This is a genomic window from Paracoccus zeaxanthinifaciens ATCC 21588, from assembly GCF_000420145.1.
Classification (GTDB): Bacteria; Pseudomonadota; Alphaproteobacteria; order Rhodobacterales; family Rhodobacteraceae; genus Paracoccus; species Paracoccus zeaxanthinifaciens.
Map to the genome: position 1 here is coordinate 15,482 of NZ_ATUJ01000003.1, position 23,597 is coordinate 39,078.

At 68.4% G+C, this 23,597-nt stretch carries 21 protein-coding genes and 1 tRNA gene; 7 read left to right on the forward strand and 15 right to left on the reverse strand.

The window, feature by feature from the left end:
• Positions 1 to 12: 12 nt before the first annotated feature.
• Entirely contained in the window at positions 13 to 615 is a 603-nt protein-coding gene (locus F804_RS0103405) for a thiamine phosphate synthase (protein ID WP_022706343.1), read from the forward strand.
• Here F804_RS0103405 and purN read toward each other — a convergent pair whose 3' ends face one another.
• Together purN and purM are read right to left on the reverse strand one after the other, a co-directional pair.
• Positions 616 to 1,203, reverse strand: a complete 588-nt coding sequence (gene purN / locus F804_RS0103410) for a phosphoribosylglycinamide formyltransferase (RefSeq protein ID WP_022706344.1) — start codon at positions 1,201 to 1,203, stop codon at positions 616 to 618.
• Positions 1,200 to 2,240, reverse strand: coding sequence for a phosphoribosylformylglycinamidine cyclo-ligase (gene purM, locus F804_RS0103415; protein ID WP_022706345.1), 1,041 nt, complete (start codon positions 2,238 to 2,240; stop codon positions 1,200 to 1,202). The genes purN and purM overlap by 4 nt, the downstream gene beginning before the upstream one ends.
• 108 nt (positions 2,241 to 2,348) lie before the next feature.
• On the opposite strand from purM, the gene F804_RS0103420 reads away from it, so the two are divergent.
• Positions 2,349 to 2,425: transfer RNA gene (locus F804_RS0103420), tRNA-Ile, on the forward strand.
• Positions 2,426 to 2,435: 10 nt separating this feature from the next.
• Here the strand turns inward: F804_RS0103420 and F804_RS0103425 are convergent.
• Both F804_RS0103425 and F804_RS0103430 read right to left on the reverse strand, forming a co-directional pair.
• The gene (locus F804_RS0103425) at positions 2,436 to 3,659 is read right to left on the reverse strand and encodes a glycerate kinase type-2 family protein (protein WP_051142285.1); all 1,224 of its coding nucleotides are present in this window, start codon (positions 3,657 to 3,659) and stop codon (positions 2,436 to 2,438) included.
• 45 nt (positions 3,660 to 3,704) lie between these two features.
• Positions 3,705 to 4,778 (reverse strand): tartrate dehydrogenase, encoded by a 1,074-nt coding sequence (locus tag F804_RS0103430; RefSeq protein WP_022706347.1) that lies wholly within the window; start codon positions 4,776 to 4,778, stop codon positions 3,705 to 3,707.
• Positions 4,779 to 4,902: 124 nt separating this feature from the next.
• On the opposite strand from F804_RS0103430, the gene F804_RS0103435 reads away from it, so the two are divergent.
• The 4 genes from F804_RS0103435 (at position 4,903) to F804_RS0103450 (ending at position 10,114) form a co-directional block, all read left to right on the forward strand.
• Positions 4,903 to 5,817: a LysR family transcriptional regulator gene (locus tag F804_RS0103435; protein ID WP_022706348.1), complete on the forward strand. Its 915-nt coding sequence runs from the start codon at positions 4,903 to 4,905 to the stop codon at positions 5,815 to 5,817.
• Between the two features lie 116 nt (positions 5,818 to 5,933).
• The gene (locus tag F804_RS0103440) at positions 5,934 to 6,896 is read left to right on the forward strand and encodes a TAXI family TRAP transporter solute-binding subunit (protein ID WP_022706349.1); all 963 of its coding nucleotides are present in this window, start codon (positions 5,934 to 5,936) and stop codon (positions 6,894 to 6,896) included.
• Positions 6,897 to 6,965: 69 nt separating this feature from the next.
• Positions 6,966 to 9,161, forward strand: a complete 2,196-nt coding sequence (locus F804_RS0103445; protein WP_022706350.1) for a TRAP transporter permease — start codon at positions 6,966 to 6,968, stop codon at positions 9,159 to 9,161.
• A gap of 77 nt (positions 9,162 to 9,238) precedes the next feature.
• Positions 9,239 to 10,114: an alpha/beta hydrolase gene (locus tag F804_RS0103450; protein WP_211214605.1), complete on the forward strand. Its 876-nt coding sequence runs from the start codon at positions 9,239 to 9,241 to the stop codon at positions 10,112 to 10,114.
• On the opposite strand, the gene F804_RS15525 is transcribed toward F804_RS0103450, so the two are convergent.
• The gene (locus tag F804_RS15525; protein ID WP_022706352.1) at positions 10,095 to 11,090 is read right to left on the reverse strand and encodes an MBL fold metallo-hydrolase; all 996 of its coding nucleotides are present in this window, start codon (positions 11,088 to 11,090) and stop codon (positions 10,095 to 10,097) included. The two genes, F804_RS0103450 and F804_RS15525, sit on opposite strands and share 20 nt — an antisense overlap.
• 154 nt (positions 11,091 to 11,244) lie before the next feature.
• Here F804_RS15525 and F804_RS0103460 point away from each other — a divergent pair, with 154 nt between their 5' ends.
• Positions 11,245 to 12,192, forward strand: coding sequence for a sugar-binding transcriptional regulator (locus F804_RS0103460; RefSeq protein ID WP_022706353.1), 948 nt, complete (start codon positions 11,245 to 11,247; stop codon positions 12,190 to 12,192).
• On the opposite strand, the gene xylB is transcribed toward F804_RS0103460, so the two are convergent.
• The 10 genes from xylB to F804_RS0103510 form a co-directional block, all read right to left on the reverse strand.
• Complete coding sequence (xylB, locus tag F804_RS0103465; protein WP_022706354.1) at positions 12,171 to 13,604, reverse strand: xylulokinase; 1,434 nt, start codon at positions 13,602 to 13,604, stop codon at positions 12,171 to 12,173. The two genes, F804_RS0103460 and xylB, sit on opposite strands and share 22 nt — an antisense overlap.
• A gap of 3 nt (positions 13,605 to 13,607) precedes the next feature.
• Entirely contained in the window at positions 13,608 to 15,050 is a 1,443-nt protein-coding gene (locus F804_RS0103470) for an FGGY-family carbohydrate kinase (RefSeq protein WP_022706355.1), read from the reverse strand.
• A 13-nt stretch (positions 15,051 to 15,063) separates the two neighbouring features.
• Entirely contained in the window at positions 15,064 to 15,723 is a 660-nt protein-coding gene (locus tag F804_RS0103475; protein ID WP_022706356.1) for an HAD family hydrolase, read from the reverse strand.
• 4 nt (positions 15,724 to 15,727) lie between these two features.
• Complete coding sequence (locus F804_RS0103480) at positions 15,728 to 17,191, reverse strand: mannitol dehydrogenase family protein (protein WP_022706357.1); 1,464 nt, start codon at positions 17,189 to 17,191, stop codon at positions 15,728 to 15,730.
• Complete coding sequence (locus F804_RS0103485) at positions 17,188 to 18,186, reverse strand: ABC transporter ATP-binding protein (protein ID WP_022706358.1); 999 nt, start codon at positions 18,184 to 18,186, stop codon at positions 17,188 to 17,190. The genes F804_RS0103480 and F804_RS0103485 overlap by 4 nt, the downstream gene beginning before the upstream one ends.
• Positions 18,187 to 18,198: 12 nt before the next feature.
• Positions 18,199 to 19,023, reverse strand: a complete 825-nt coding sequence (locus F804_RS0103490; protein ID WP_022706359.1) for a carbohydrate ABC transporter permease — start codon at positions 19,021 to 19,023, stop codon at positions 18,199 to 18,201.
• 10 nt (positions 19,024 to 19,033) lie between these two features.
• Positions 19,034 to 19,903 carry a carbohydrate ABC transporter permease gene (locus F804_RS0103495; protein WP_022706360.1) on the reverse strand — a complete coding sequence of 290 codons (870 nt, stop codon included), beginning with the start codon at positions 19,901 to 19,903 and terminating at the stop codon, positions 19,034 to 19,036.
• 85 nt (positions 19,904 to 19,988) lie between these two features.
• Positions 19,989 to 21,305, reverse strand: coding sequence for an ABC transporter substrate-binding protein (locus F804_RS0103500; RefSeq protein WP_022706361.1), 1,317 nt, complete (start codon positions 21,303 to 21,305; stop codon positions 19,989 to 19,991).
• A gap of 144 nt (positions 21,306 to 21,449) precedes the next feature.
• A complete protein-coding gene (locus tag F804_RS0103505) occupies positions 21,450 to 22,451 on the reverse strand; it encodes a YeiH family protein (protein WP_022706362.1) in 1,002 nt (333 codons plus the stop codon).
• A 64-nt stretch (positions 22,452 to 22,515) separates the two neighbouring features.
• Positions 22,516 to 23,574 (reverse strand): TRAP transporter substrate-binding protein, encoded by a 1,059-nt coding sequence (locus F804_RS0103510; protein WP_022706363.1) that lies wholly within the window; start codon positions 23,572 to 23,574, stop codon positions 22,516 to 22,518.
• Positions 23,575 to 23,597 lie beyond the last annotated feature (23 nt).

Below are 23,597 nucleotides of genomic sequence, written 5' to 3' on the forward strand. Positions count from 1 at the left end.
AGGAGAAGCCGCATGACCGATGCCCCGCAACTGTACCTGATGACGCCCGCCGGAGCACAGGCATCCGCGCTCGGGCCACTTCTGACCGAGGTGATGGACCGTTTCGCCCCTTCCTGCCTGCGCATCCGCGGCGGCGCCGAAGAGGACGAACTGGGCCGCCTGGCCGACCTGGCCTGCGAAATCGCCCATGCCCGCGACGTGGCCGTCGTGATCGACGATCACGTCAAGCTGGCGCAGCGCCACGGCCTGGACGGCGTGCACCTGACGGACGGCGCCCGCGCGGTCCGCGATGCCCGCAAGGAACTGGGTGACGACGCCATCGTCGGCGCGTTCTGCGGATCCTCGCGCCATGAAGGCATGACCGCCGCCGAACATGGCGCGGATTACGTCAGCTTCGGGCCGGTCGGCGAATCGGCGCTCTATCGCGGCGAACCCGCCCAGCTGGAGCTGTTCCGGTGGTGGTCCGAGATGATCGAGGTCCCCGTCGTGGCCGAAGGCGCGATCACCAGCGAGCTGCTGGCGCAGCTGTCGCCGGTGTCGGATTTCATCGCCATCGGGGCCGAGATCTGGTCTCAGGACGACCCGGCGGCCGCCCTGTCCAAGCTGTGGGTCTGATCACAAAAGGATGGGCGTGCGATCGCCCGTCACGAAGCGCCGCAGCACCGCCGGATAGAGGCGGTGCTCCTGCACCAGGACCCGCGCGGCCAGCACATCGGCATCGTCGCCCGGCATGATCGGAACCGCCGCCTGCCCCAGCACGGGGCCGGCATCCAGTTCGGGGATCACCTCGTGGACGGTGCAGCCCGCCTGCGCATCCCCGGCCTCGATCGCGCGGGCATGAGTGTTCAGCCCCGGATATTTCGGCAGCAGCGACGGGTGGATGTTCAGCATCCGCCCCTCGAAGCGCTGCACGAAGCCGGGGGTCAGGATGCGCATGAAGCCCGCAAGGCAGATCACGTCCGGCGATGCCGCCATGATCGGCTTCAGCAGCGCGTCCTCGAAACCCTCGCGGTCACCGCGGAAATCGCGGTGATCCACGGCGGCGGTCGGCACGCCCATCGCGGCGGCACGCTTCAGCCCGCCCGCCTCGGGGTCGTTCGACGCGACCAGGACGGGCCGCGCCGGATGATCGCCGGTCATATCCTCGACCAGGCGGAGCATGTTCGATCCTCCGCCCGAAATCAGGATCGCGACGCGGATCACGCAAGCGCCCCCGAGTAGCGGATGCCCGCACCCTCGGTGACGGTGCCGATGCGGGCGACGGTCTCGCCCTCGGCCTGCAGCAGCTCGGCCAGCGCGTCGGCGCGATCCGCCGCAACCGCGATGACCATGCCCAGACCGCTGTTGAAGGTCTTGAGCATCTCGGACTGCTCGATATTGCCGGCCTCGGCCAGCCAGCCGAAGACGGGCGGCAGCGACCAGCTGGACAGGTCGATATCCGCGCCCAGGTCCTTGGGCAGCACGCGGGGCAGGTTCTCGGTCAGGCCGCCGCCGGTGATATGCGCCAGCGCATGCACGCCGCCCGCGCGGATCGCGGCCAGGACGGGCTTCACATACAGGCGCGTCGGCACCAGGAGCGCCTCGCCCAGGGTGGTATCGGCAAAAGGCGCCGCATCGGTCCAGCCCAGCCCCGCGCGGTCCGCGACCTTGCGCACCAGCGAATAGCCGTTGGAATGCACCCCGTCCGACGCAAGGCCCAGCAGCACGTCGCCAGCGACGACGCCCGCAGGCAGCGCGGTCCCACGCTGCATCGCACCCACGGCAAAGCCCGCAAGGTCGAAATCGCCGTCGTGATACATGCCCGGCATCTCGGCGGTCTCGCCGCCGATCAGGGCGCAACCGGCGGCCTTGCAGCCGCGCGCGATGCCCTCGACGACGCGCGCGCCCTCGTCCACCGACAGCTTGCCCGTCGCGAAGTAGTCGAGGAAGAACAGCGGCTCGGCGCCCTGGCACACGAGGTCGTTCACGCACATGGCGACCAGGTCCTGGCCGATGCCGTCCAGGTGGCCCGTGTCGATGGCGATGCGCAGCTTGGTGCCCACGCCGTCGGTCGCCGCGACCAGGACCGGATCGTCGTAACCCGCGGCCTTCGGATCGAACAGCGCGCCGAAGCCGCCCAGTGCATCCATCACCCCCGACCGCTTCGTCGCGGCTGCGGCAGGCTTGATACGTTCGACCAACTCGTTCCCGGCGTCGATATCGACCCCTGCATCGCGATAGCTGATCCCTTTGTCACTCATGGCGGCCCCCGGCTGAATTTGGCCCCCGATAGCCGATGCCCGCCCGCCAAGCAACGCCCGAGGCGCTTGACCGCCCCGATCTTGCGCATTAACCGGAACGAACCCGATGGGCCTGTAGCTCAATTGGTCAGAGCAGGGCGCTCATAACGCCTTGGTTGGGGGTTCAAGTCCCTCCGGGCCTACCATCGGGTGCTTTCAGCCAAGCACCAGCACCGCGCGGAAATCGTTGACATTCGTCAGCGTCGGACCGGTGCGGATCAGGCAGCCGGTCGCATCGAGCAGGCCATAGCTGTCATGCGCTGCCAGCACCGCAGCCGGGTCGAGGCCCATTTCGCGGGCCTGCCGCAGCAGATGGGGCCCGGCGATGGCGCCTGCCGCATCCTCGGTCCCGTCGATTCCATCGGTATCGCCCGCCAGTGCATGGATCGCCGGATGGCCGTTCAGCGCGATGGCCAGCGACAGCAGGAACTCGGTATTCCGCCCGCCGCGACCGGGCTTCACGTTTCCGATGGAGACGGTCGTCTCGCCCCCCGACAGAAGGACGGCGGGCGCACGTGCGGGCGTGCCATGCGTCGCCGTGGCGCGCGCGATGCCGGCCATCGCGATGCCCAGTTCGCGGGCCTCGCCCTCCAGCGCGTCGCCCAGCAGGACCGGCGTGACGCCCGCGGCGCGGGCCACCTCGGCCGCGGCCAGAAGCGACATCTGCGGGGTGGCGATCATGCGGTAATCGACCGGGAAATCCTCCTGCGCGGGCGGCGTGGCCAGCAGCAGGTCGCGGGCCGCCTGCGGCAGGTCCGGCCCAAGCGCGCGGATCAGCGGCGACAGATCCTCGTGCGCGGTCGGGTCGGGCACGGTCGGCCCCGAGGCGATGGCCGCCGGATCGTCCCCCGGCACGTCCGAGATCGCCAGCGTCACCAGCCGCGCGGGCGCCGCCGCGCGCGCAAGCCCGCCGCCCTTGACCAGCGACAGCCTGCGTCGGATGCGGTTCATCTGCTCGATCGTCAGGCCCGAATGCAGCAGCAGGCGGTTCACGGCGATCTTGTCCGCCAGCGTCAGCGGCGGGCGCGGCGCGGCCAGCAGCGACGACCCCCCGCCCGAGATCAGCGCCAGCACCAGGTCCCCCTCGTCCGCCTGTGCGACCGTGCGCAGGATCTCTTGCGCGGCATCGACGCCCGCCTGGTCCGGCACCGGGTGCGATGCCTCGCGCACGGCGATGCGCCGCGTGGGCACGGCGTGGCCATAGCGGGTGATGACCACGCCCGACAGGTCCACGTCGGGCCAGGCATCCTCGACCGCGCGGGCCATGGCGGCGGCGGATTTGCCCGCCCCCACCACGATGCAGCGCCCCGAGGGCGGTTCGGGCAGATGCGCGGCCAGCGATTTCGCGGGGTCCGCCGCGGCGATGGCCGCATTGAACATCTGGCGCAGCAGCGCCTGTGCCTGTTCCGCCCTCACGCCGCCACCTTACAGGTTGTCGCCGCGGATCGCGTCGCAGACGGCGTCCGCGACCTCTTGCGTGGTGGCGCGGCCACCCACGTCGGGCGTCATCACCCCATCGGCGCAGACCTTCTCGACGGCGCGCATCAGGCGCTCGGCGGCGGGCTTCTCGCCCAGATGCTCCAGCATCTGCGCGGCGGTCCAGAAGGTCGCGACCGGGTTGGCGATGCCCTTGCCCGTGATGTCGAAGGCCGAACCGTGGATCGGTTCGAACATCGAGGGGTAGCGCCGCTCGGGGTCGATATTGGCCGTCGGCGCGACGCCCAGGCTGCCCGCCAGCGCGCCCGCAAGGTCCGACAGGATGTCGGCATGCAGGTTGGTCGCGACGATGGTGTCCAGGCTCTTGGGGTTCTTGACCATCCGCACGGTCATGGCATCGACCAGCATCTTGTCCCAGGTGACGTCGGGATAGTCCTTGGCAACCTCGGCGGCGATCTCGTCCCACATCACCATGCCGAAGCGCTGCGCGTTCGACTTCGTGACGACGGTCAGCAGCTTGCGCGGGCGCGAGCGCGCCATCTCGAAGGCATAGCGCATGATGCGGGTGACGCCGACGCGGGTGAAGATCGACACCTCGGTCCCGACCTCTTCGGGCAGGCCCTTGTGGGCGCGACCGCCATGGCCGCTGTATTCGCCTTCCGAGTTCTCGCGGATGATGACCCAGTCCAGATCGCCGGGGCCGACATTCTCCAGCGGCGAATGGATGCCCGGCAGGATGCGCGTCGGGCGGACATTGGCGTATTGGTCGAAGCCCTGGCAGATCGGCAGGCGCAGGCCCCACAGCGTGATGTGGTCGGGCACGTCCGGCGCGCCCACCGCCCCGAAGAAGATCGCGTCGAAGTTCTTCAACTGGTCCGGCCCGTCGGCGGGCATCATCTCGCCGGTCTTCTTGTAGCGGTCCGATCCCCAATCGAAATCGGTCACGTCCAGCTCGAACCCGCCATCGCGCCGGGCCAGCGCCTCGAGCGCCTGCAGGCCGGCGGCAATCACCTCGGGTCCGATCCCGTCTGCGGGAATTGCGGCGATCTTGTAGTTTTTCATGGCTGGGTCCGTCCGTTGTTCCGTCTGCCCTTGCGGCAATGACGAAAGGCTAGCCCCGCGGCGCTCGACAGCTCAATCGGCAGATGATTATATACCTTTGCGCGATAATGCCGGGAGGGGGCAAATGGACATCCAGCAGCTGCGGTGCTTCGTCACCGCCGCCGATCACCTGCATTTCGGGCGGGCCGCGCAGGCGATGGACATGCTGCCCGCATCGCTCGGGCGGCAGATCAGGCTGCTGGAACAGCGGCTGGAGACCCGCCTGTTCCACCGCACCACCCGCAGCGTCGCCCTGAGCGAGGCCGGACAGGCCATCCTGGAGGATGCGCGCGACCTGATCGAACGGGCAGACATGCTGTCCGACCGCATCCGCACGCTGCGCCAGAACGACACGCAGCCCTTGAAGGTGGGCGCGATCGACAGCGCCGCCGCCGGCCTGATGCCGCAGCTGCTGGCGGCTTTCCGTGCCGAACATCCCGAGGCCGAGATCCAGCTGATCGAGCAGAAGACCATCCACCTGCTGCCAAAGCTGCTGTCGGGCAGCCTGGACATCGTGTTCTGCCGCCCCCCCGACCTGCGCGACCCGCGCATCACCTTCCGCACCCTGTTCTTCGAGACCGCGGTGGTGGCCCTGCCCTCGGACCACCCGCTGGCGGGGCAGCCGCGCATCTCGATCGCGGACATGGCCGAGGTGCCGCTGATCGTTCCCGACAGGCGGTCGCGCCCGCATTCGCACGACTTGACGATCAAGCTGTTCATGGATGCGGGCCTGACCGCCCGCATCGCCCAGATCGCCGAGGAGAAGCACACCATCGTCAACCTGGTCGCATCGGGCGCAGGTCTTGCGATCGTGCCGCGCTGGACCTCTCGGATCGCGGTGCCGGGGGTCAGCTTCGTGCCGCTGGACGTGCCGCAGCATTCCACCCTGTCCAAGCTGGTGCTGGCCGCCGCATGGGCGCGCGGAACCCGCGACCCGCGCCGCGATGCGCTGATGCGGACGCTGGACGCGCATCTGGAGCGGATCGAAGCCTCGGCCTGATTATCGCGAATCGGAATATAAAAAACTGGAGATTGAGAGAGGCCGGTCCGCCTCTGCATCCTCATCTGATCGGACGGGCGTGTCGGAGGCGCCCGAAAAACTGGGAGGAGCACCGAATGAAATTCACCGCAATCGTCGCAGCCAGCATGGTCGCCGCACTGCCCGCCTTTGCGCAGGACCGCGCCGACTGGCCGTCCAGCATGGGCATCTCGACCGGCTCGCAGGGCGGGTCCTACTTCGTCTGGGGATCGGGCCTCGCCTCGATGATGGGCGAGACGCTGGACATGCCCACCTCGGTCGAGGTGACGGGCGGACCGGTCCAGAACGTCGCCCTGGTCGATGCCGGAGAGCTGATGATGGGCTTCACCACCCTCGGCCCCGCGCAAGAGGCCATGGAGGGCGAGAGCGAGCTGATGCCGGGCGTCCCCGCCGAGAGCATCCGCGCGCTGTTCCCGATGTACCAGACGCCGCTGCAGGCCGCCGTCCTGACCTCGTCGGGGATCGGATCCATCGACGACCTGGTCGGCAAGCGCGTCAACATGGGCCCCGCCACCGGCACCTCGGCCACCTACTGGCAGCGCTATTTCGAGGCCGAGGGCATGGACGTGAACGCCAGCTTCGCGGGCGCGTCGGATGCCGCCGGCCAGCTGTCGGACGGCCTGATCGACGCCTTCGTCTATGCCGCGGGCCTGCCTGCGGGCGCCTTCAGCCAGCTGGCGGTCGAACAGGACGTCAAGTTCCTCGGCCTGTCCGAAGAGAACATCGCGGCCTTCGTCGAGGCCGTGCCGACCATGCAGCGCTTCACCATCCCCGCCGACACCTACGAGGATCAGCCCGAGGATGTCCCGACCGTCGCGATGTGGAACTTCGCCATCGCGCACAAGGACATGCCCGACAGCCTGGCCTACGAGATCACGAAGCTGGTGATGGAGAACAACGACCGCATGCTGCAGGTCCACGCCTCGGCGGTCGAGACCCTGCCCGAGAACTGGGACACCAACGAATACGTCCCGTTCCACCCCGGCGCGGTCCAGTACTTCGAGGAAAAGGGCATCGAGATCCCCGAGAACCTCCGCTGACGACGCCGCGCGGGGCCGGGCCGACCTGCCCCGCGCGATCCCCTCGAACACGATCATCCTGGTAACGCCATGACCCGCACCCCTGCGGTCGACCCCGCGTCGGCCGAGACCGACACCACGGATCAGGCCATCCTGGCCACCCCCGATGTCGACGAAGAACTTCCCGCCGGGAACCAGCGCGCCTTCGCGGGCCGCGGCAACCTGGCGTTCGGCGCGGCCTGCGCCGCCTACACGCTGTTCCACCTGCTGGTGATGAACCTGTTCCCGCTGGAGACCTGGACCTATCGCCTGCTGCACCTGGGCGGCGGCCTGGTCCTGGCCTTCATGCTGTTCGGCGCGCACGAGACCACGCCGGAAGGCGACGCGCCCCGGGCCAGCATGGCATCGCGCCTGCTGCTGGGACTGGCGGCGGTCCTGGTCCTCTATGGCTCGGCCGCGATCCTGACCCTGTGGGGCGGATGGTGGATCGCGGGTATCGCCCGACCGCCCGCATGGGTCGTGACCACCTTCGGCCTGCCGCTGACCCTGGGGACCGCGCTGGCCGTCCTGCATGGCTGGCTGTTCGCCGACAAGCGCATCGCCCGCATCGCCGCCGTGGACTGGCTCCTGGTCTGCGCGACGATGGCCTCGGTCGGCTACATCATCTTCTTCTCTCGGGTGCTGCAGATGCGCGCGGGCATGCCGATGGCGCAACCCGGCGACATGTGGGCCGCGATCACCGGCGTCATCATCATCCTGGAGGCGACGCGCCGCCTTGCGGGGCTGGCGCTGGTCATCATCGCGGGCGTCTTCGTCGCCTATGCCTTTGCGGGCCCCTGGCTGCCGGGCATCCTGACGCATTCGGGATACGGCGCGAAACGCTTCTTCAGCTACATCTTCACCGATAACGGCATCCTGTCGGCGCCCATCGCGATCTCGTCGACCTACATCATCCTGTTCGTGGTCTTCGCGGCCTTCCTGCAGGCGACGCATGTGGGCGCGTATTTCGTGAACGTCGCCTTTGCGGCTGCGGGCCACAAGCGCGGCGGTCCGGCCAAGGTCGCGATCTTCGCGTCCGGGCTGATGGGCATGATCAACGGCACCTCGGCGGGGAACGTGGTGGCGACCGGATCGCTGACGATCCCGCTGATGAAGAAGGTCGGCTATCGCAACCAGACCGCAGGCGCGGTCGAGGCCGCCGCATCCTCGGGCGGGCAGATCATGCCGCCGATCATGGGCGCCGGCGCCTTCATCATGGCCGAGATCACGGGCATCCCCTATACCGAGATCGTCTGGGCCGCGCTGATCCCGGCGCTGCTGTACTTCGCCTCGGTCTATTTCATGGTGGACCTGACCGCGCAGAAATTCCGCATGATGGGCCTGCCGCGTTCCGCCCTGCCGAAGCTGGGGCTGCTGCTGAAGCAGATCTATCTGTTCGCGCCGATCGTGGTGCTGATCTGGGCGCTGTTCTCGGGGTGGTCGGTCATCCGCAGCGGCACGCTGGCGATGATCTCGGCGGCGATGGTCAGCTGGCTGACGCCGAACCGCATGGGCCCGCGCCAGCTGCTGCACGCGCTGGACCAGGGCGCGCGGATGGTGCTGCAGCTTGTCGCGGTCTGCGCGGCGGCGGGCATCATCGTGGGCGTCATCGCGCTGACGGGTATCGGGACGCGCTTCTCGGCGCTGCTTCTGGGGATCGCGGACCAGTCGCAGCTTCTGGCGCTGATCTTCGCGATGCTGGTGTCGATCATCCTGGGGATGGGCATGCCCACGACCGCCGCCTATGCGGTCGCGGCATCGGTCATCGCGCCCGGCCTCGTGAACCTGGGGATCGAGCCCCTGGTCGCGCATTTCTTCATCTTCTACTTCGCGGTCATGTCGGCCATCACGCCGCCCGTCGCGCTTGCGGCCTATGCGGCGGCGGCGCTGTCGCGGTCCGACCCGATGAAGACCAGCGTCGAGAGCTTCCGCATCGGCCTTGCGGCCTTCGTGGTGCCCTACATGTTCTTCTACTCGGATGCGCTGCTGCTGCAGGGCGGCTGGTTCGACACCGCGCATGTGACCGTCTCGGCGCTGCTCGGGATCTATCTGCTGGCATCGGGCGTCATCGGCTGGTTCTTCGGGCGCATCGGCTGGCCCGAGCGGCTGCTGCTGATCGTCGCGGCGCTGGCCATGCTGAAACCCGGCATGCTGAGCGACGTGATCGGGTTCGGCTGCGCCATCGGGATGTACGCGCTGCAGCGCATGCGTCACCGCACCGGCGTGCCGGCAGGCAACGAAAGTTGATCCCCGCCCGTATGGGCTTCCTGGTCCGGCCCTGCGATTGCAGTGGCCGGATCTTTTCATTTCAGGGAAACGGCGACATGACTGGCAAACTGGCGGCGGCGATACTGGCCGCGACGATCACCGGCACGGGGGCTGTGGGCGCGATGGCACATGAGGTGACCGAGGGCATCCGCTATGGCGACGGGGCGCGCAACGCGCTGGATCTGTATATGCCGGACAATGTCGAGAACCCGCCGCTGGTCATGTTCATCCATGGCGGACGCTGGATGCGCAACGACCGCACGCAGGTCCTGCTGCACGACCGGGCGCAGGCGCTGAACGATGCGGGGATCGCGGTGGCCTCGATCGACTACAGCTACAGCACGGATGCGACCTGGCCCGCGCAATCCGACGACGTGCTGCGCGCGATGCGCTTCCTGCGCGACAGGGCCGGCGATTACGGATACGACGCTGACCGCTTCGCGGTCTGGGGGCAATCCTCGGGGGCGCACATGGCCCTGTGGGCCGAGGTTCTGGCCAGCCGCCACGACGATATCGAACTGGACGCGGTCGTGTCGTGGTATGCGCCCTCGAACCTGCCGCTGATCGCCGCGGACCGGCAGGACGACGGCATCGACCGCAGCGGGATGGACATGTCCGGCACCACCCCCGAGGCGATGCTGCTGGGCGTCGAACCCGCCGAGGACCGTCAGGCGGGCGACGCTGCCAGCCCGCAGGTCCAGCTGGCCGCCCTGCCCGCCGATGTCGAACTGCCGCCCATGCTGATCATGCACGGGACGCAGGATGTCGTCGTCTCGCCGCTGCAGAGCCGCAGGCTCTATGGCAGCCTGCTGGCGCGCGATCCGGCATCCGACCTGACCTTCATCGAGGTCGAGGGCGCAAGCCATGGCGGCGACCTGTTCGGAGAGACCGTGCCCCTGGTGGTCGAATTCCTCAGCGATCGTCTGCGCTGACATCCGCGAAACGTGCGGCCTGCGCCAATGCGCAGCTCTCCAGCACGTCGAACAGGGCATAGCCCTTATCCCCGCGCACGAAGGGGTTGGGGGCGCCGTCGGGGCGGGTCCGCAGCGCCTCCATCGTCTTGTCGGCACCGTCGCGCCGGACATGGTTCGACAGGAACACGTCGACGCCCGCGGCCCGGGCCTCGTTGCGGGCGCGGGCGGCGGATGCGGCATATTCCTCGAAGATCATCACGTCGGGCCCGAAATTGAAGCCCGACCCGCCCCACAGGATGGCCATGTGTTCCTGCCCGCCATCATGCAGCGCGAAGATGGGCGACACGGTGCCGGGCGTATGCCCCGGCGTCAGCAGCACGCGCAGCTCGTGATCGCCGAACCGCAGGACCTGCCCGTCGCGGACGCTGACGCCGCGTTCGGGCGCCGCGCCGAAGCGCGGATGAGGCGGGGTGCGTTCCGCCAGCCGCCAGTCGGCCTCGCTCATCATCACGTCCACGCCCAGCTTCTGCGACAGATAGGTCGCCCCGCCATAATGATCGCCATGCGCATGGGTGATCAGGATCGCCCGGATGTCGGCGGGGTCCAACCCCAGGCTGCGCATCCCGCCCAGGACGTATTCCTCGGCCTCCTCGGCGGTGTTCAGCGTGTCGATCAGGACATATCCGTCATCGTCGCCATAGAGCCACGCGCTGACCGACCCCGTGCCCAGGAAATACAGCTCGTCGAAGACCTGCATCGGCGGCAGTCCGGGCGTCTCGCGCGGCTGGCGTTGCGGGCGCTCGCCGCGCTTGGCGCTGCGGTCGCGGGGGGCGTTCACGTCGCGCATCCGCTGGTCCAGATCGCACAGGTTCGCGAAACCGGGAAACGCCTCGGCGGCCTCGGTCCCGCGACGGGCCAGGTCTCCGGCATCCTGCGCCACGGCGGGAATGGCGGGCAGCAGCGCGGCAAGGATCAGGGGGCGGAGGATGGCCATGGCACGGACCTTTTGCAGGGGACACGAAGTGGCTGGCGATGGCTGGCTGATCCCGGTCCTAGCGGATCGACTGGCGGACGCAATAGGCAAGCGGCACTTTACAGCCCCTTTCCCGCGTCCTAATCCCGAAGCTCGTATCAGTTCGGAGGTCGGGATGGCGGATCAGCAACGCAAGCTGGAACAGGCGGCCCGCGCGGCCTGGCTGGCGCATGTCGGCGGCCTGACCCAGGACGAGATCGCGACGCGCCTTGGCGTATCCCGCCAAAGCGCGCAGCGCCTCGTGGCGCAGGCCATGTCCGAGGGGCTGGTGAAGATCCGCATAGACCATCCCTTTGCCGACTGCATGCAGATCGCCCGCGACCTCAGCGAGCGCTGGAACCTGTCCTTCTGCGAGATCGCGCCCGCCGATGCCCCCGCCGACGGGGTCGCCCATCACCTTGCCGCCGTGATGGAGCAGTGGCTGCGCCGCGCCGATCCGCTGACGATCGCCATCGGCACGGGCCGGACGCTGCGTTCCGCGATCGCGCGGCTGCCGCATATCGACTGTCCCGACCACCGGATCGTGTCGCTGACGGGGAACATCGCGACGGACGGATCGACCGCGGCCTATAACGTGCTGTTTTCCTTGTCGGATCTGGTCACTGCGCGCAGCTTTCCGCTGCCGGTCTCGGTGATCCTGCCCGAAGGCGACACGCGCACCGCGCTGCTGGCGCAGCAGGGCATCGCCCGCGTCATCGCCATGTCCGCCGAGGCCGAGGTGGCCTTTGTCGGCGTCGGCCGCATGGATGAGAGCGCGGCGCTTCTGGCCGACGGCTTCATCGACGCGAATGACCTTGCGGCCCTGCGCAAGGCCGGTGGCGAGGGAGAGATCCTAGGCTGGGCCTATGACAAGGACGGCCAGCTGATCGAGGGGCTGTCGAACGACCGCGTCGCCTCGGCCCCGATCCCGCCCAGGGAAACCGCCCTGGTCATCGCCGCTGCCCATGGACAGGCCAAGCTGCCCGCGATCCGCGCGGCCCTGCGGGGCGGGCTGATCAACGGGCTGGTCACCGATGCCGCGACCGGCGCGGCATTGCTGGGTCAGGATCGCGCGGCGGGATAGAGCGCGCGGAACCGCGCCAGCCCCTCGGAATAGGCGGGGACCAGCGCGGGATCGGGCGCGATCTCGGATGCGATGGCGGGCGTGGTGCAGATCTCGGTCCCGGCGCCGGTATCGGCCATCAGCCCCAGCCGCGCGGCCCCGAAGGCCGCGCCGAAATCGCCCCCCTCGGGCAGCAGGACCGGCAGGTCCAGCGCGTTGGCGATGCTGCGCAGCCAGTAATCCGACCGCGCCCCGCCCCCAAGCGCCAGCAGCGCATCGGGCCCCGCCCCCGCCTGCCGCAGCGCGTGCAGGTTGTCGGCCAGCGCGAAGGCCACGCCGTCCAGCACCGCCCGCGTCATCGCCGCGCGATCGCTGCCAGCGCCCAGGCCCGCGAACAGCCCGCGCACCTGCGCATCGTTGTGGGGCGTGCGTTCACCCGACAGATAGGGCAGGAAGATCTCGGGGCCCGGTGCCGATTGCGGCCCCAGATCGGCGGTCAGCGTGGCCGCGGGCGTGCCGGTGATGCCCGCCAGCCACTCGATCGCGGCGGCGGCCTGCAGCATGACGCCCATGTGGTGCCACATGCCGGGCGCCGCGTGGCAGAAGGCATGCACGGCGGTTTCCGGCGCGGGCAGGAAGCGGTCGGTCGCCGCGAACAACACCCCCGACGTGCCGAGGCTGACGAAGCCCTGCCCACCCGAGACCGTCCCCGCCCCGATCGCGGTGGCGGCATTGTCGCCCGCCCCGCCCGCGACGGTGACCGGCCCCTCGACGCCCCATTCGCGGGCCAGCGCGTCGCGCAGCATCCCCGACCGCTCGGACCCCTCGACCAGCGCCGGCATCTGGTCGCGCCGCATCCCCGATGCGGCCAGCAGGTCGTCGGACCAGTCGCGACGGGCGACATCCAGCCAGGCGGTGCCCGATGCGTCCGACATCTCGGATACGTGCTCGCCGGTCAGCCACAGCCGCAGGAAATCCTTGGGCAGCAGAACACGGGCCACGCGGGCATGCAGATCGGGTTCGTGTTCGGCCATCCAGACCAGCTTGGGCGCGGTGAAGCCCGGAAAGACGATGTTCCCCGACAGCCGCCGCATCACCGGATCGGCGTCGAGCGCCGCAGCCTCGGCATGGGCGCGGGTGTCGTTCCACAGGATCGCGGGGCGCAGGACGCGGTCATCGGCGTCCAGCGTCACCGCCCCGTGCATCTGCCCCGACAGCCCGATCCCCCGCAGCCGCGACAGGCCATGCTCTCGCGCGATCCGCGACACCGCGCGATCCGCAGCCGCGATCCAGGCGTCGGGGTCCTGTTCAGACCAGCCGGAGGCAGGCCGCTGGACGGTCAGCGACTCGGTCGCCGAGCCGACGATGCGCTGCACCTCGTCCATCAGCAGCGCCTTGACCCCCGACGTGCCCAGATCGATTCCAAGATACATACCCTAACCCCCCGACATTTCTATTATTTCCGCGCGATGCTCCTGCATGCGCAGGAAGATGCGCCAGTCCCTTATGCGCCTTTCGCGGGCCGCCGGGACGGGATGCGTCACCTGCACCTCGCGTCCGAAACGCGCGCGCGCGGCGCGGATGCCGCCCAGATGGGGGGCCGCCGCCGCGATGGCCGTCCCGCGCAGGACGGCATCCTCGGGCTGCCAGTGGATCTCGGCCCCGGTCACGTCGGCATAGAGCTGACGCAGCAGCGCCGAACGCGCCTGCCCGCCCGCCATCGCGATCCGCGCGGGCGCAAGGCCCATATGCCCGATCACCTGCCGCGTCCCAAGCGCGACCCCAACCGCCGTCCGCCAATAGAGCGCGTCCAGACCGTCCGCCCCCGTCGCAAGTCCGTGGATCACGCCGCGCATCTGCGGATCCGCGAAGGGCGCGCGGTTCCCCTTCAGATCGGGCAGCACGTGCAGGCCCGGTTCGGGTTCTGGGCGGGCGGCGATGCGGGCAAGGATGGTCTCGTGCGTCTCGGGGCCGGGATAGAGCCTGCGGACCTGCTCCAGCGTCGCGCCGGTCGCGGATTGACCGCCCTCGGTCACGTCCTCGTCGGGCAGGATCGCCCCCGGATAGGGCCCCCACAGCGCGGGCGCCGCGGGAACGCCGCTGGCCATCACGCAGTTCGAGGTGCCCGCGATCAGCGCGGGCATGTCGGGCGCCGCGCCAAGCGCCCCCGCGAAGGCATCGATCAGCCCCACCGCCACCACGCAGTTCCGGTCCAGCCCAAGCTCGGCCGCGCCCTGCGCCGAAAGCGGGCCGATGGCCGTTCCCGCAGGCAGCACGCGCCCCGGCAACTCCAGCCCCCCCAGGCCCAGCAGCCCCAGCAGATCCCGCGCCCAGCCCTGCCCCGGAAGATAGGGCCATTTCGCGGCCGCCGCACAAAGCGACCGCACGCCCGCCCCCGTCGCGCGATGGGCAAGGTGATCGCACAGGTCGCGGATCGGCGTCCCGGCCGCGATGATCTCGGGGCGATGGGCGTTCAGCCACATCAGCTTGGGCGTCTGCATCTCGGGCGAGACGCGCCCGCCCGCGCGTGTCACGACGGGATGATCCAGCGCGGACATGCGCGCGGCCTCGGCCACGGCGCGGTGGTCGTGCCAGGCGATGACATCGGGCCCGAACCCGGCGGCATCGACCACCAGCGAACAAGTCGCGTCGAAGGCCAGCGCGCCGATATCGGCAGGGCTGGCCCCGGCCATCCTGCGCGCCTCGGCCAGCGCCTCGGCCACGGCGTTCCAGATCTCGGCAAAGACGAAGCCCGCCTGCCCGCCCGGCGAGGGATGGGTCGCAAAGCCCCGGCTGGCGCGCGCGACCAGCCTGCCGTCGGGCGTGAACAGCCCCGCGCGTGCGCGGGCCGATCCGACATCGACGGCAGCGATCAGCATGGAACGTTCCCCCTCAGCCCAGCCGGGCCAGAGTGTCGGGCAATTCCGACGCGCTTTCAATGATGGCATGGGGCCTTTCCTGCGCCAGCCTCTCGGCAAGCCCCGCAGGCACGGCATGGCTGCCGCCGAGGAACCCCACGACGCGCATCCCCGCCGCATGTGCCGCGCGCACGCCCGCGGGGCTGTCCTCGACCACGGTGCAGGCGGCGGGGGCGATGCCCAGCCGGTCGGCGGCCATCAGGAACAGGTCCGGCGCGGGCTTGCCGTTGGCGACCTGCGTGGCGGAATAGACATGGCGACCGAACAGCGGCTTCAGCCCCGTCACGCTCAGCGACAGGGCCAGCCGGTCCGGCGCGCTGGAGGATGCGACCGCGCGCGGCAGGTCCAGCGCCGCGATGGCATCCGCGATCCCCGGCACGGGCCGAAGATCGCGCCGGAACCGGTCGGCCAGTCCCTGCCGGAAGCCGTCCACATGCGGCGTCAGATCGACCCCAAGTTCGCGCAGCGCCGCGTCCAGGATGGTCTGGAAGCTGCGGCCCAGAAAACAGTCGTAGATCCGGGCCGCGTCGATGGGCAGGTCCAGTCGCCGCATCATCGCCACGATCTCCTCGACGGCCAGGGGCTCGCTGTCCACAAGCACCCCGTCGCAGTCGAAGATCACGGCATCCGTCACTGTCCTACCCCCCGATATAAGCGTCGAGCGTTGCCGCCGTCCCGCGTTCCCACAGCATTCCCAGCCATTTCGCGAAAGGTTCGGCCAGGCGCGGATCGGTCCCGGTATCGCCATAGATGTCGGCCATGGCAAGCCAGCGCGACGGGTCGTGACGCGCCTCCTGTGCGGTCCGGGTCAGGCGGTCCCATGACGGATCGTTCGGCGCGATGGTCGCCCCGCCATCGGTCGTGCCCGCGCAGTACCGGCACCACAGCGCGCATTCCAGCGCCAGCCCGTCGACCGGCAGATCGCGCGCAAGGCGGTCGGCGATGGTCGGGATGATGAATTTCGGCTGCCTGTTCGACCCGTCGAGGCAGAGCCGGCGCACCGTATCCGCGATCTTGGGGTTCGCGCAGCGTTCCTGCACCTTGGCGAAATAGGCGTCCAGATCGGTGTCGGGAACGGGCGGCACGACCGGGATCACCTCGGTCCGTTCGACCTTCTGCAGGAAGGCCGCGACACGGGCGTCCTGCATCGCGTCATGGACGAAATGGATGTCCATCAGCCCTGCCGCATAGGCCAGGATCGCGTGACCGCCGTTCAGGATGCGGATCTTCATCATCTCGTAGGGGGTCACGTCGGGCACGAACTGCACGCCGACCTTCTCCAGCGCGGGGCGGCCTGCGGGAAAGCGGTCCTCGAGCACCCACTGGATGAAATCCTCGGCGAAGACGGGGGTCGCGTCGTCGATGCCGAACTCGTCGCGGATCATCGCGCGTTCACGGTCGCTGGTCGCAGGCGTGATGCGGTCGACCATGCCGTTCGGGAAGGCCACGTTCTCGGCGATCCACTCGGCCAGCGCGGGGTCGGACAGGCGCGCGGTTTCCACCACGGCCTCGCGGGTGACATCGCCGTTATGGGGGATGTTGTCGCAGCACATCACGGTAAAGGGCTGCACGCCGTCGCGGCGGCGCGCGGCAAGGCCCGCCACCAGCATCCCGAAGACGGTACGCGGGGCATCGGGATGCGCGCCGTCATGCGCGATGGCCGGGTGACCGGGGTCGAAATGCCCGGTCTTGGCGTCGATGAAATACCCGCCCTCGGTGATGGTCAGGCTGGCGATGCGGATGGCCGGATCGCTCAGCCGCGCGACGATGGCATCGGCATCCGCGGCGGGCAGATGGTCGATCATCGCGCCGATCACGCGGGCCTCGGATGCCTCGGCCGTCTGCTCGACCACGGTGAACAGGCAGTCCTGCGACAGAAGCACCTCGCGCATCCGCGCATCCGAGGGCATGACCCCCGCGCCGATGATCGCGAAATCATGCCCCTCGCCCGCATTCATCAGACGGTCCAGATAGACCGCCTGATGCGCGCGGTGGAAATTGCCCAGACCGAAATGCAGGATGCCCCCGGTCAGTGCCTTGCGGTCGTATTGCGGAACGGCAGCGTCGATCCGCGCAAGGTTCGCGTCGTTCAGCGCCGTCATATCGCCAGCCCCTCGGCGTCGAAGCGATAGACGCGGCCTTCCTCGGGGGTCAGCCAGACGCGGTCGCCGTGGCGGGCCGCAAACTCACCCTCGGCGCGGGCGACGATATGGGTGCCGTCGTCCAGATCGACATGCAGGAACGTGTCCGAACCCAGATGCTCGGCCACGCCGACGGTGCCGGCAAAGCTGCCCTCGGTCAGGGACATGCGGAAATGTTCGGGACGCACGCCGATGGCATGGGCGCCGTGATCGGCTGCCGCCTGCCCTTCGAGGAAGTTCATGTTCGGGCTGCCGATGAAGCCCGCGACGAAGCGGTTGGCGGGGCTGCGATACAGTTCCAGCGGGCTGCCGACCTGCTCGACCCGGCCCGCGCGCAGCACGACGATCTTGTCGGCCATGGTCATCGCCTCGACCTGGTCGTGGGTGACATAGATCATGGTGGTCGCCAGCTTCTTGTGCAGCTCGCTGATCTCGACCCGCATGCCGACGCGCAGCGCGGCGTCCAGGTTCGACAGCGGTTCGTCGAAGAGGAACGCCGAAGGTTCCCGCACGATGGCGCGGCCGATGGCCACGCGCTGTCGCTGGCCGCCCGACAGCTGGCCGGGCTTGCGGTCCAGGTAATCCGTCAGGTTCAGGATCTTCGCCGCATGCTCCACGCGGCGGGTCTGCTCGTCCTGGTCCATCCGCGCCATCTTCAGCGGGAAGGTGATGTTCTTGCGCACCGACATGTGCGGATAGAGAGCATAGCTCTGGAACACCATGGCAAGGCCGCGACGCGCGGGTGCATGTTCGGTGACGTCCTGCCCGTCGATCATGATCTGACCGCCGCTGACATCCTCGAGACCCGCGATCAGGCGCAGAAGCGTCGATTTCCCGCAGCCCGAAGGCCCGACGAAGACGACGAATTCCCCGTCCTGGATGTCCAGGTCCACGCCCGGAATGACCTCGACATCGCCGAAGGCCTTGCGGACATTGCGAAGGGTGATGCTGCCCATCAGGTTTCCCCCTTATTTCACCGCGCCGAAGGTCAGGCCGCGGACAAGTTGTTTCTGGCTGAACCAGCCCATGATCAGGATCGGCGCGATGGCCATGGTCGAGGCGGCGGAAAGCTTGGCCCAGAACAGTCCCTGAGGGCTGGAGAAGGATGCGATGAAGGCCGACAGCGGGGCGGCATTCGTGGTGGTCAGCTGGATGGTCCAGAACGCCTCGTTCCAGGCAAGGATCACGTTCAGCAGCATGGTCGAGGCGATGCCCGGAATGGCCATCGGGGTCAGGACGTGGACGATCTCGTCGCGCAGCGATGCGCCGTCCATCCGCGCGGCCTCCAGGATCTCTCCGGGGATCTCGCGGAAATAGGTGTAGAGCATCCAGATCACTATCGGCAGGTTCATCAGCATCAGGATGATGACCAGCCCCGTGCGCGTGTCCATCAGCCCCGTGCGCAGGAAGATCAGGTAGATCGGCACCAGCACGGCGACCGCGGGCATCATCTTGGTGGACAGCATCCACATCAGGATGTCCTTGGTCCGCTTGGTGGGCGAGAACGCCATCGCCCAGGCTGCCGGGATCGCGACGATCAGCGCCAGGACGGTCGAGCCGAGCGCAAGGATGACCGAGTTCACGAAGGGCCGGAAATAGTCGTTCTGCGTCTGCACCGCCTTGTAGCTTTCAAGCGTCAGCGAGGGGATCAGGTCGAAGCCCGCGATGGCCTCCTGCTCCGACTTGAAGCTGGTGATGACGGTATAGAGGATCGGGAAGAAGATGATCAGCGCCACGGTCCATGCGGCGATGGAATAGCCGATCCGGGTGCGTGTCTTGACGGCGCGTGCCATGGGATGCTCCTCAGTCCAGGTTGCGGCCGACGGCGCGCATCAGGAAGATCGCGACGAAATTGGCAAGGATGACGGCGATGATGCCCCCGGCGGCGGCCCCGCCGATGTCGAAGTTCAGGCGCGCGGCGCGATAGATCAGGTAGGTCAGGTTCGTCGATGCGTTGCCCGGACCGCCATTGGTCGTCACCAGGATCTCGGCATAGATGCCCAGAAGGAAGATCGTCTGGATCAGGATCACGACCGTCATGGCCCGCGCCAGGTGCGGCAGCGTCAGGTGGATGAAGCGCGACACGGCGCCCGCGCCGTCCATCTCGGCGGCCTCCATCTGTTCGCCGTCCAGCGACTGCAGCGCGGTCAGCAGGATCAGCGTCGCGAAGGGCAGCCACTGCCACGCCACGATGATGATGATCGAGGTCAGCGGATATTGCGCGAACCAGTCGATGGGCGCCTGCCCGAAGAACTTGGCCAGATCCGCAAAGACGCCATAGCTGGGGTGCATGATCATGTTCTTCCAGATCAGCGCGGCCACCGGCGGCATGACGAAGAAAGGCGAGATGATCAGGATCCGCACGATCCCCTGCCCGAAGATCGGCTTGTCGATCAGCATGGCGATGGCGGTTCCCAGCACCACGGTGATCGTCAGCACGCCCAGCACCAGGACCAGCGTGTTTCCGACAGCCTCGAAGAAGGCCGGATCGGTATAGAAGTAGCGGTAGTTGAACCAACCCGCCCAGCTGGTCCCCGTGGGGTTCAGCAGGTTGTAGTTCAGGAACGAGTAGTAGAGCGTCATCCCGAGCGGCACCAGCATCCAGATCAGAAGCAGGATGATGGCCGGGGCGCGCATCAGCCGCGCAAGGCTCTGGGTCTGGCGGGTGGCCATGGCGAGGGTCCTTCGGATTCTGGCGGATGGTCGGGGCGCGCCGCCCCCGGAGGAGAGAGTGGGGGCGGCGCAGGGTCGCGCGGGCTTACTTGATGTAGCCTGCGCGGGTCATTTCGCGGGTCACGTTCGACTGTGCCGCGTTCAGGGCGTCATCCGCCGACATCTGGCCTGCCAGCGCCGCCGAGAAGGTCTGCCCGACCGCCGTGCCGATGCCCTGGAATTCCGGGATCGCGACGAACTGCCCGCCGGTATAGGGGATGTCCTGGACCGAGGATTTCTGCGTGTTCGCGGCGTTCATCGACTTCAGGGTCATCTCGGCGAAGGGCGCGGCCTCCTGGTACTCGGCGTTCTCATAGAGCGAGGTGCGCGTGCCCGGAGGCGCTGCGCGCCAGCCCTCGGCCTCGGCGACGGCGGCGGTGTATTCCTTGCCGGTGGCCCAGGCGACGAACTTCTTGGCGGCGTCCTGCTGCTGGCTGGATGCCGGGATGGCCAGCGACCATGCCCACAGCCAGTTGCCGTGGTTGTCCACGCCGTCCTTGTTGGGGAACTGCGCGAAGCCCACGCTGTCGGCCACGGTGGAATCCTCGGGGTCGGTCACGAAGCTTGCGGCGACGGTCGCGTCGATCCACATGCCGCACTTGCCCTGCTGGAACAGCGACAGGTTCTCGTTGAAGCCGTTCGAGGACGCGCCCGGAGGGCCGTAATTGTTCATCAGGTCCAGATAGTCGGTCAGCGCGGTCTTCCATTCCTCGCTGTCGAACTGGGGCTGCCAGTCGGTGTCGAACCAGCGCGCGCCATAGCTGTTGGCCATGGCCGTCAGCATGGCCATGTTCTCGCCCCAGCCAGGCTTGCCGCGCAGGCAGATGCCATAGATCTCGGCGTCCTTGTCGGTCATCGCCTCGGCGGCGGCCTTGATGTCGTCCCAGGTCGGGCTGTCGGGCATCTCGACGCCGGCGGCCTCGACCAGGTCGGTGCGGTACATGACCATGGCGCTTTCGCCATAGAACGGCGCGGCATAGAGCGTGCCGTCGACCGACAGCGCCTCGCGGACGGCGGGCAGCAGGTCGTCGACGTCGTATTCCGCGGGCATCTCCAGCGGGGCCAGCCACTCCTGCTTCGCCCAGATCGGAACCTCGTAGGTGCCGATGGTCAGCACGTCGTACTGGCCGCCATTGGTGGCGATGTCGGTGGTGACGCGCTCGCGCAGGATGTTCTCCTCCAGCGTGACCCACTCCAGCTCGATATCCGGGTTCGCCTCGGTGAAGGGGGCGGTCATCTGCTGCATGCGGATCATGTCGCCGTTGTTCACGGTCGCGATGGTCAGCGTCTCGGCCATGACGGGTGCGGCAAGCGCGGTCATGGCACTGGCACCCATGAGGGCGCGCAAGGTCTTTCCGGTCATCTTATTCCTCCCTAGGTCGACTATGCTTTTGCCACGTCGATGGGCAAATGCTCACATACCCGCGGGCGGATGTCAAGGAATGCGAAGGGCCCCGCGCGCAAATGCGGCGGAGCCCTTGGGATCGTGGCCAAAATTTCCGGTGGTTCAGGCGATGCCCAATGCCAGCGCGGCAAGGATCAGCACCGCCAGCCCCGCTGTCTGCGCGACCAGCAGCAGAATCGCCGCCGCCCCCACATCGGCCAGCCGCGCAAGCGAGGTCTTCATGCCGACCGCCGCCACCGCAGCGACCAGCAGCGCGCGCGAGAGGGTCGAGGCCGCGTCGATCACCGGCACCGGCACCACATGCGCCGAGTTCAGCGCCGCAAGGACAAGAAAGCCCAGCACGAAGGCCGGCAGCAGCGGCGGTCGCTTGCCCGCCTGCTGCGGGCTGGCGCGGCGCAGGGCCAGCGCCGCGATCAGCACGACCGGGGCCAGCATGGTCACGCGGATCAGCTTGACCACGGTCGCCAGGTCGCCTGTCTCGTCCGAGACGGAATACCCCGCGCCCACGACCTGCGCGACGTCGTGGATCGTGGCGCCCAGGAACAGCCCCGTCAGTTCCTGGTCCAGCCCGATGGCGCCCGCCAGGATCGGATAGACGATCATCGCCAGCGTCGAAAGCGCGGTGACCGTGATGACGGTGAAGGACAGGTCGCGTTCGGCCGTGTCGCGCGGGGGCAGGATGGAGGCGATCGCCATGGCGGCCGAGGCGCCGCAGATCGCGACCGATCCGCCCGTCAGCAGCCCGAAGGCGCGGTCGCGGCCCATCCGCGGCACCAGCGCGACCGACAGCAGGATCACCGCGGCGATCGAGAAGGCGATCAGCGCGACGAAGCCCCAGCCGATGTCGCGCACCATGTCCAGCGACACGCGCAGCCCCAGCAGCGCCACGCCCGTGCGCAGCAGCGCCTTGGCGGCGAAGTCGATGCCGCGCTTCGTGCGCTCGTCCTCGGTCAGGAAATGGAAGGGCATGCCCAGCAGGATGGCCATCAGCATCACGGGCGCACCGTAATGGTCCGACAGGAATTGCGCGGCCATCGCCAGGATCACGGCAAGTCCAAGGCCCGGCGCAAGCGGGCGGACCCGCGCGGTGAAATCAGCGATCATCGTTGTCCCTTCTTGAAGGAAGGGGGCCCTGCGGCCCCCTTCCGGTCTTGGTGGATCGTCCCGCTTACTGGATGTCGCGGGTGCGTTCCGCGGTCAGCTCCTGCTCGGCCTCCTCGACCGCCGCACGGAAGTCCGCAAGGATCTCCTCGCCGCCATCGACGCTGCCGGTGAACCATTCGTAGACGGGCTGCGCGGCCTCCTTGAAGGCCTGCTTCTCCTCGGGGGTGGGCACGTAGACCTCGCCCCCCGCCTCGGCGAAGGCCTCGTAGGCGGCGATCGACTTGCGCTTGGGGGATTCGAAGGTCGCCTGCTGCAGATGCGAGAAGCCGTCCACGACGATCATCCGCATGTCCTCGGGCATCTCCATGAACTTCTGGTTCGACATCCACCACATCGCGCCCATATAGGCGTGACCGTCCAGCGTGAGATGCGTCAGGCCGGCCTCGGGGAACTTCATCGACATGATGTCGGTGATCCCGTTCGCCGTCCCCTCTACCACGTTCGTCTGCAACGAGGTGAACAGCTCGGGCCACGGGATCGGCGTGGGCGAGGCATCAAGCGCGCGCACCAGTTCCTGCGGCAGGTCCGACACCACCGTGCGCATCTTCAGGCCCGCGATGTCCTCGGGGGTCTGGATCTGACGCTCGGTATTGGCGAAGTTGCGCCAGCCGCCGGTATTGCCGATGGTCATCAGGCGCAGCGTGTCGCCCGAATCCGCCAGCGTCATGTCGCGCAGCTGGCGCGTGAAGTCGCCCGTCAGCACGCGCTCGGCCACGCGGTCGTCGGCCATGATGTAGGGCAGGTCCAGCACCTGCAGATAGGGGAACAGCCCCGACGCCCCATCCGAGGTCGAGATGTAGACGTCGATCGAGCCGTCGGCCACACCCTGAAGGCACTCGGCCCCGTTCGAGCAGAGCTGCGTGCCCATGTAGATCTCGACCTCGATCGCGCCGTTCGACGCGGCCTCGACATAGGATTTGAAGACCTGCAGGCCGTCGTAATCCTCGTCCGCCTCGTTCGAGTTGGCGACCGCGCGGATGGTATAGTCCGCCGCCATCGCGGGCATCGCGAAGGCCGTCATCGCAAGCGTTGCCGCCAGCGTCAGCTTCTTGGTTCCAGGCATGAAATCCTCCCTGTCAGGCCATG

Excerpts from the sequence above, each read along its gene's own strand:
- F804_RS0103405 (WP_022706343.1), top strand. The coding sequence starts at position 13 with ATGACCGATGCCCCGCAACTGTACCTGATGACGCCCGCCGGAGCACAG.
- purM (WP_022706345.1), bottom strand. The coding sequence starts at position 2,240 with ATGAGTGACAAAGGGATCAGCTATCGCGATGCAGGGGTCGATATCGAC.
- F804_RS0103425 (WP_051142285.1), bottom strand. The coding sequence starts at position 3,659 with ATGTTCAATGCGGCCATCGCCGCGGCGGACCCCGCGAAATCGCTGGCC.
- F804_RS0103430 (WP_022706347.1), bottom strand. The coding sequence starts at position 4,778 with ATGAAAAACTACAAGATCGCCGCAATTCCCGCAGACGGGATCGGACCC.
- F804_RS0103435 (WP_022706348.1), top strand. The coding sequence starts at position 4,903 with ATGGACATCCAGCAGCTGCGGTGCTTCGTCACCGCCGCCGATCACCTG.
- F804_RS0103440 (WP_022706349.1), top strand. The coding sequence starts at position 5,934 with ATGAAATTCACCGCAATCGTCGCAGCCAGCATGGTCGCCGCACTGCCC.
- F804_RS0103445 (WP_022706350.1), top strand. The coding sequence starts at position 6,966 with ATGACCCGCACCCCTGCGGTCGACCCCGCGTCGGCCGAGACCGACACC.
- F804_RS0103450 (WP_211214605.1), top strand. The coding sequence starts at position 9,239 with ATGACTGGCAAACTGGCGGCGGCGATACTGGCCGCGACGATCACCGGC.
- F804_RS15525 (WP_022706352.1), bottom strand. The coding sequence starts at position 11,090 with ATGGCCATCCTCCGCCCCCTGATCCTTGCCGCGCTGCTGCCCGCCATT.
- F804_RS0103460 (WP_022706353.1), top strand. The coding sequence starts at position 11,245 with ATGGCGGATCAGCAACGCAAGCTGGAACAGGCGGCCCGCGCGGCCTGG.
- xylB (WP_022706354.1), bottom strand. The coding sequence starts at position 13,604 with ATGTATCTTGGAATCGATCTGGGCACGTCGGGGGTCAAGGCGCTGCTG.
- F804_RS0103470 (WP_022706355.1), bottom strand. The coding sequence starts at position 15,050 with ATGCTGATCGCTGCCGTCGATGTCGGATCGGCCCGCGCACGCGCGGGG.
- F804_RS0103480 (WP_022706357.1), bottom strand. The coding sequence starts at position 17,191 with ATGACGGCGCTGAACGACGCGAACCTTGCGCGGATCGACGCTGCCGTT.
- F804_RS0103485 (WP_022706358.1), bottom strand. The coding sequence starts at position 18,186 with ATGGGCAGCATCACCCTTCGCAATGTCCGCAAGGCCTTCGGCGATGTC.
- F804_RS0103490 (WP_022706359.1), bottom strand. The coding sequence starts at position 19,023 with ATGGCACGCGCCGTCAAGACACGCACCCGGATCGGCTATTCCATCGCC.
- F804_RS0103495 (WP_022706360.1), bottom strand. The coding sequence starts at position 19,903 with ATGGCCACCCGCCAGACCCAGAGCCTTGCGCGGCTGATGCGCGCCCCG.
- F804_RS0103500 (WP_022706361.1), bottom strand. The coding sequence starts at position 21,305 with ATGACCGGAAAGACCTTGCGCGCCCTCATGGGTGCCAGTGCCATGACC.
- F804_RS0103505 (WP_022706362.1), bottom strand. The coding sequence starts at position 22,451 with ATGATCGCTGATTTCACCGCGCGGGTCCGCCCGCTTGCGCCGGGCCTT.
- F804_RS0103510 (WP_022706363.1), bottom strand. The coding sequence starts at position 23,574 with ATGCCTGGAACCAAGAAGCTGACGCTGGCGGCAACGCTTGCGATGACG.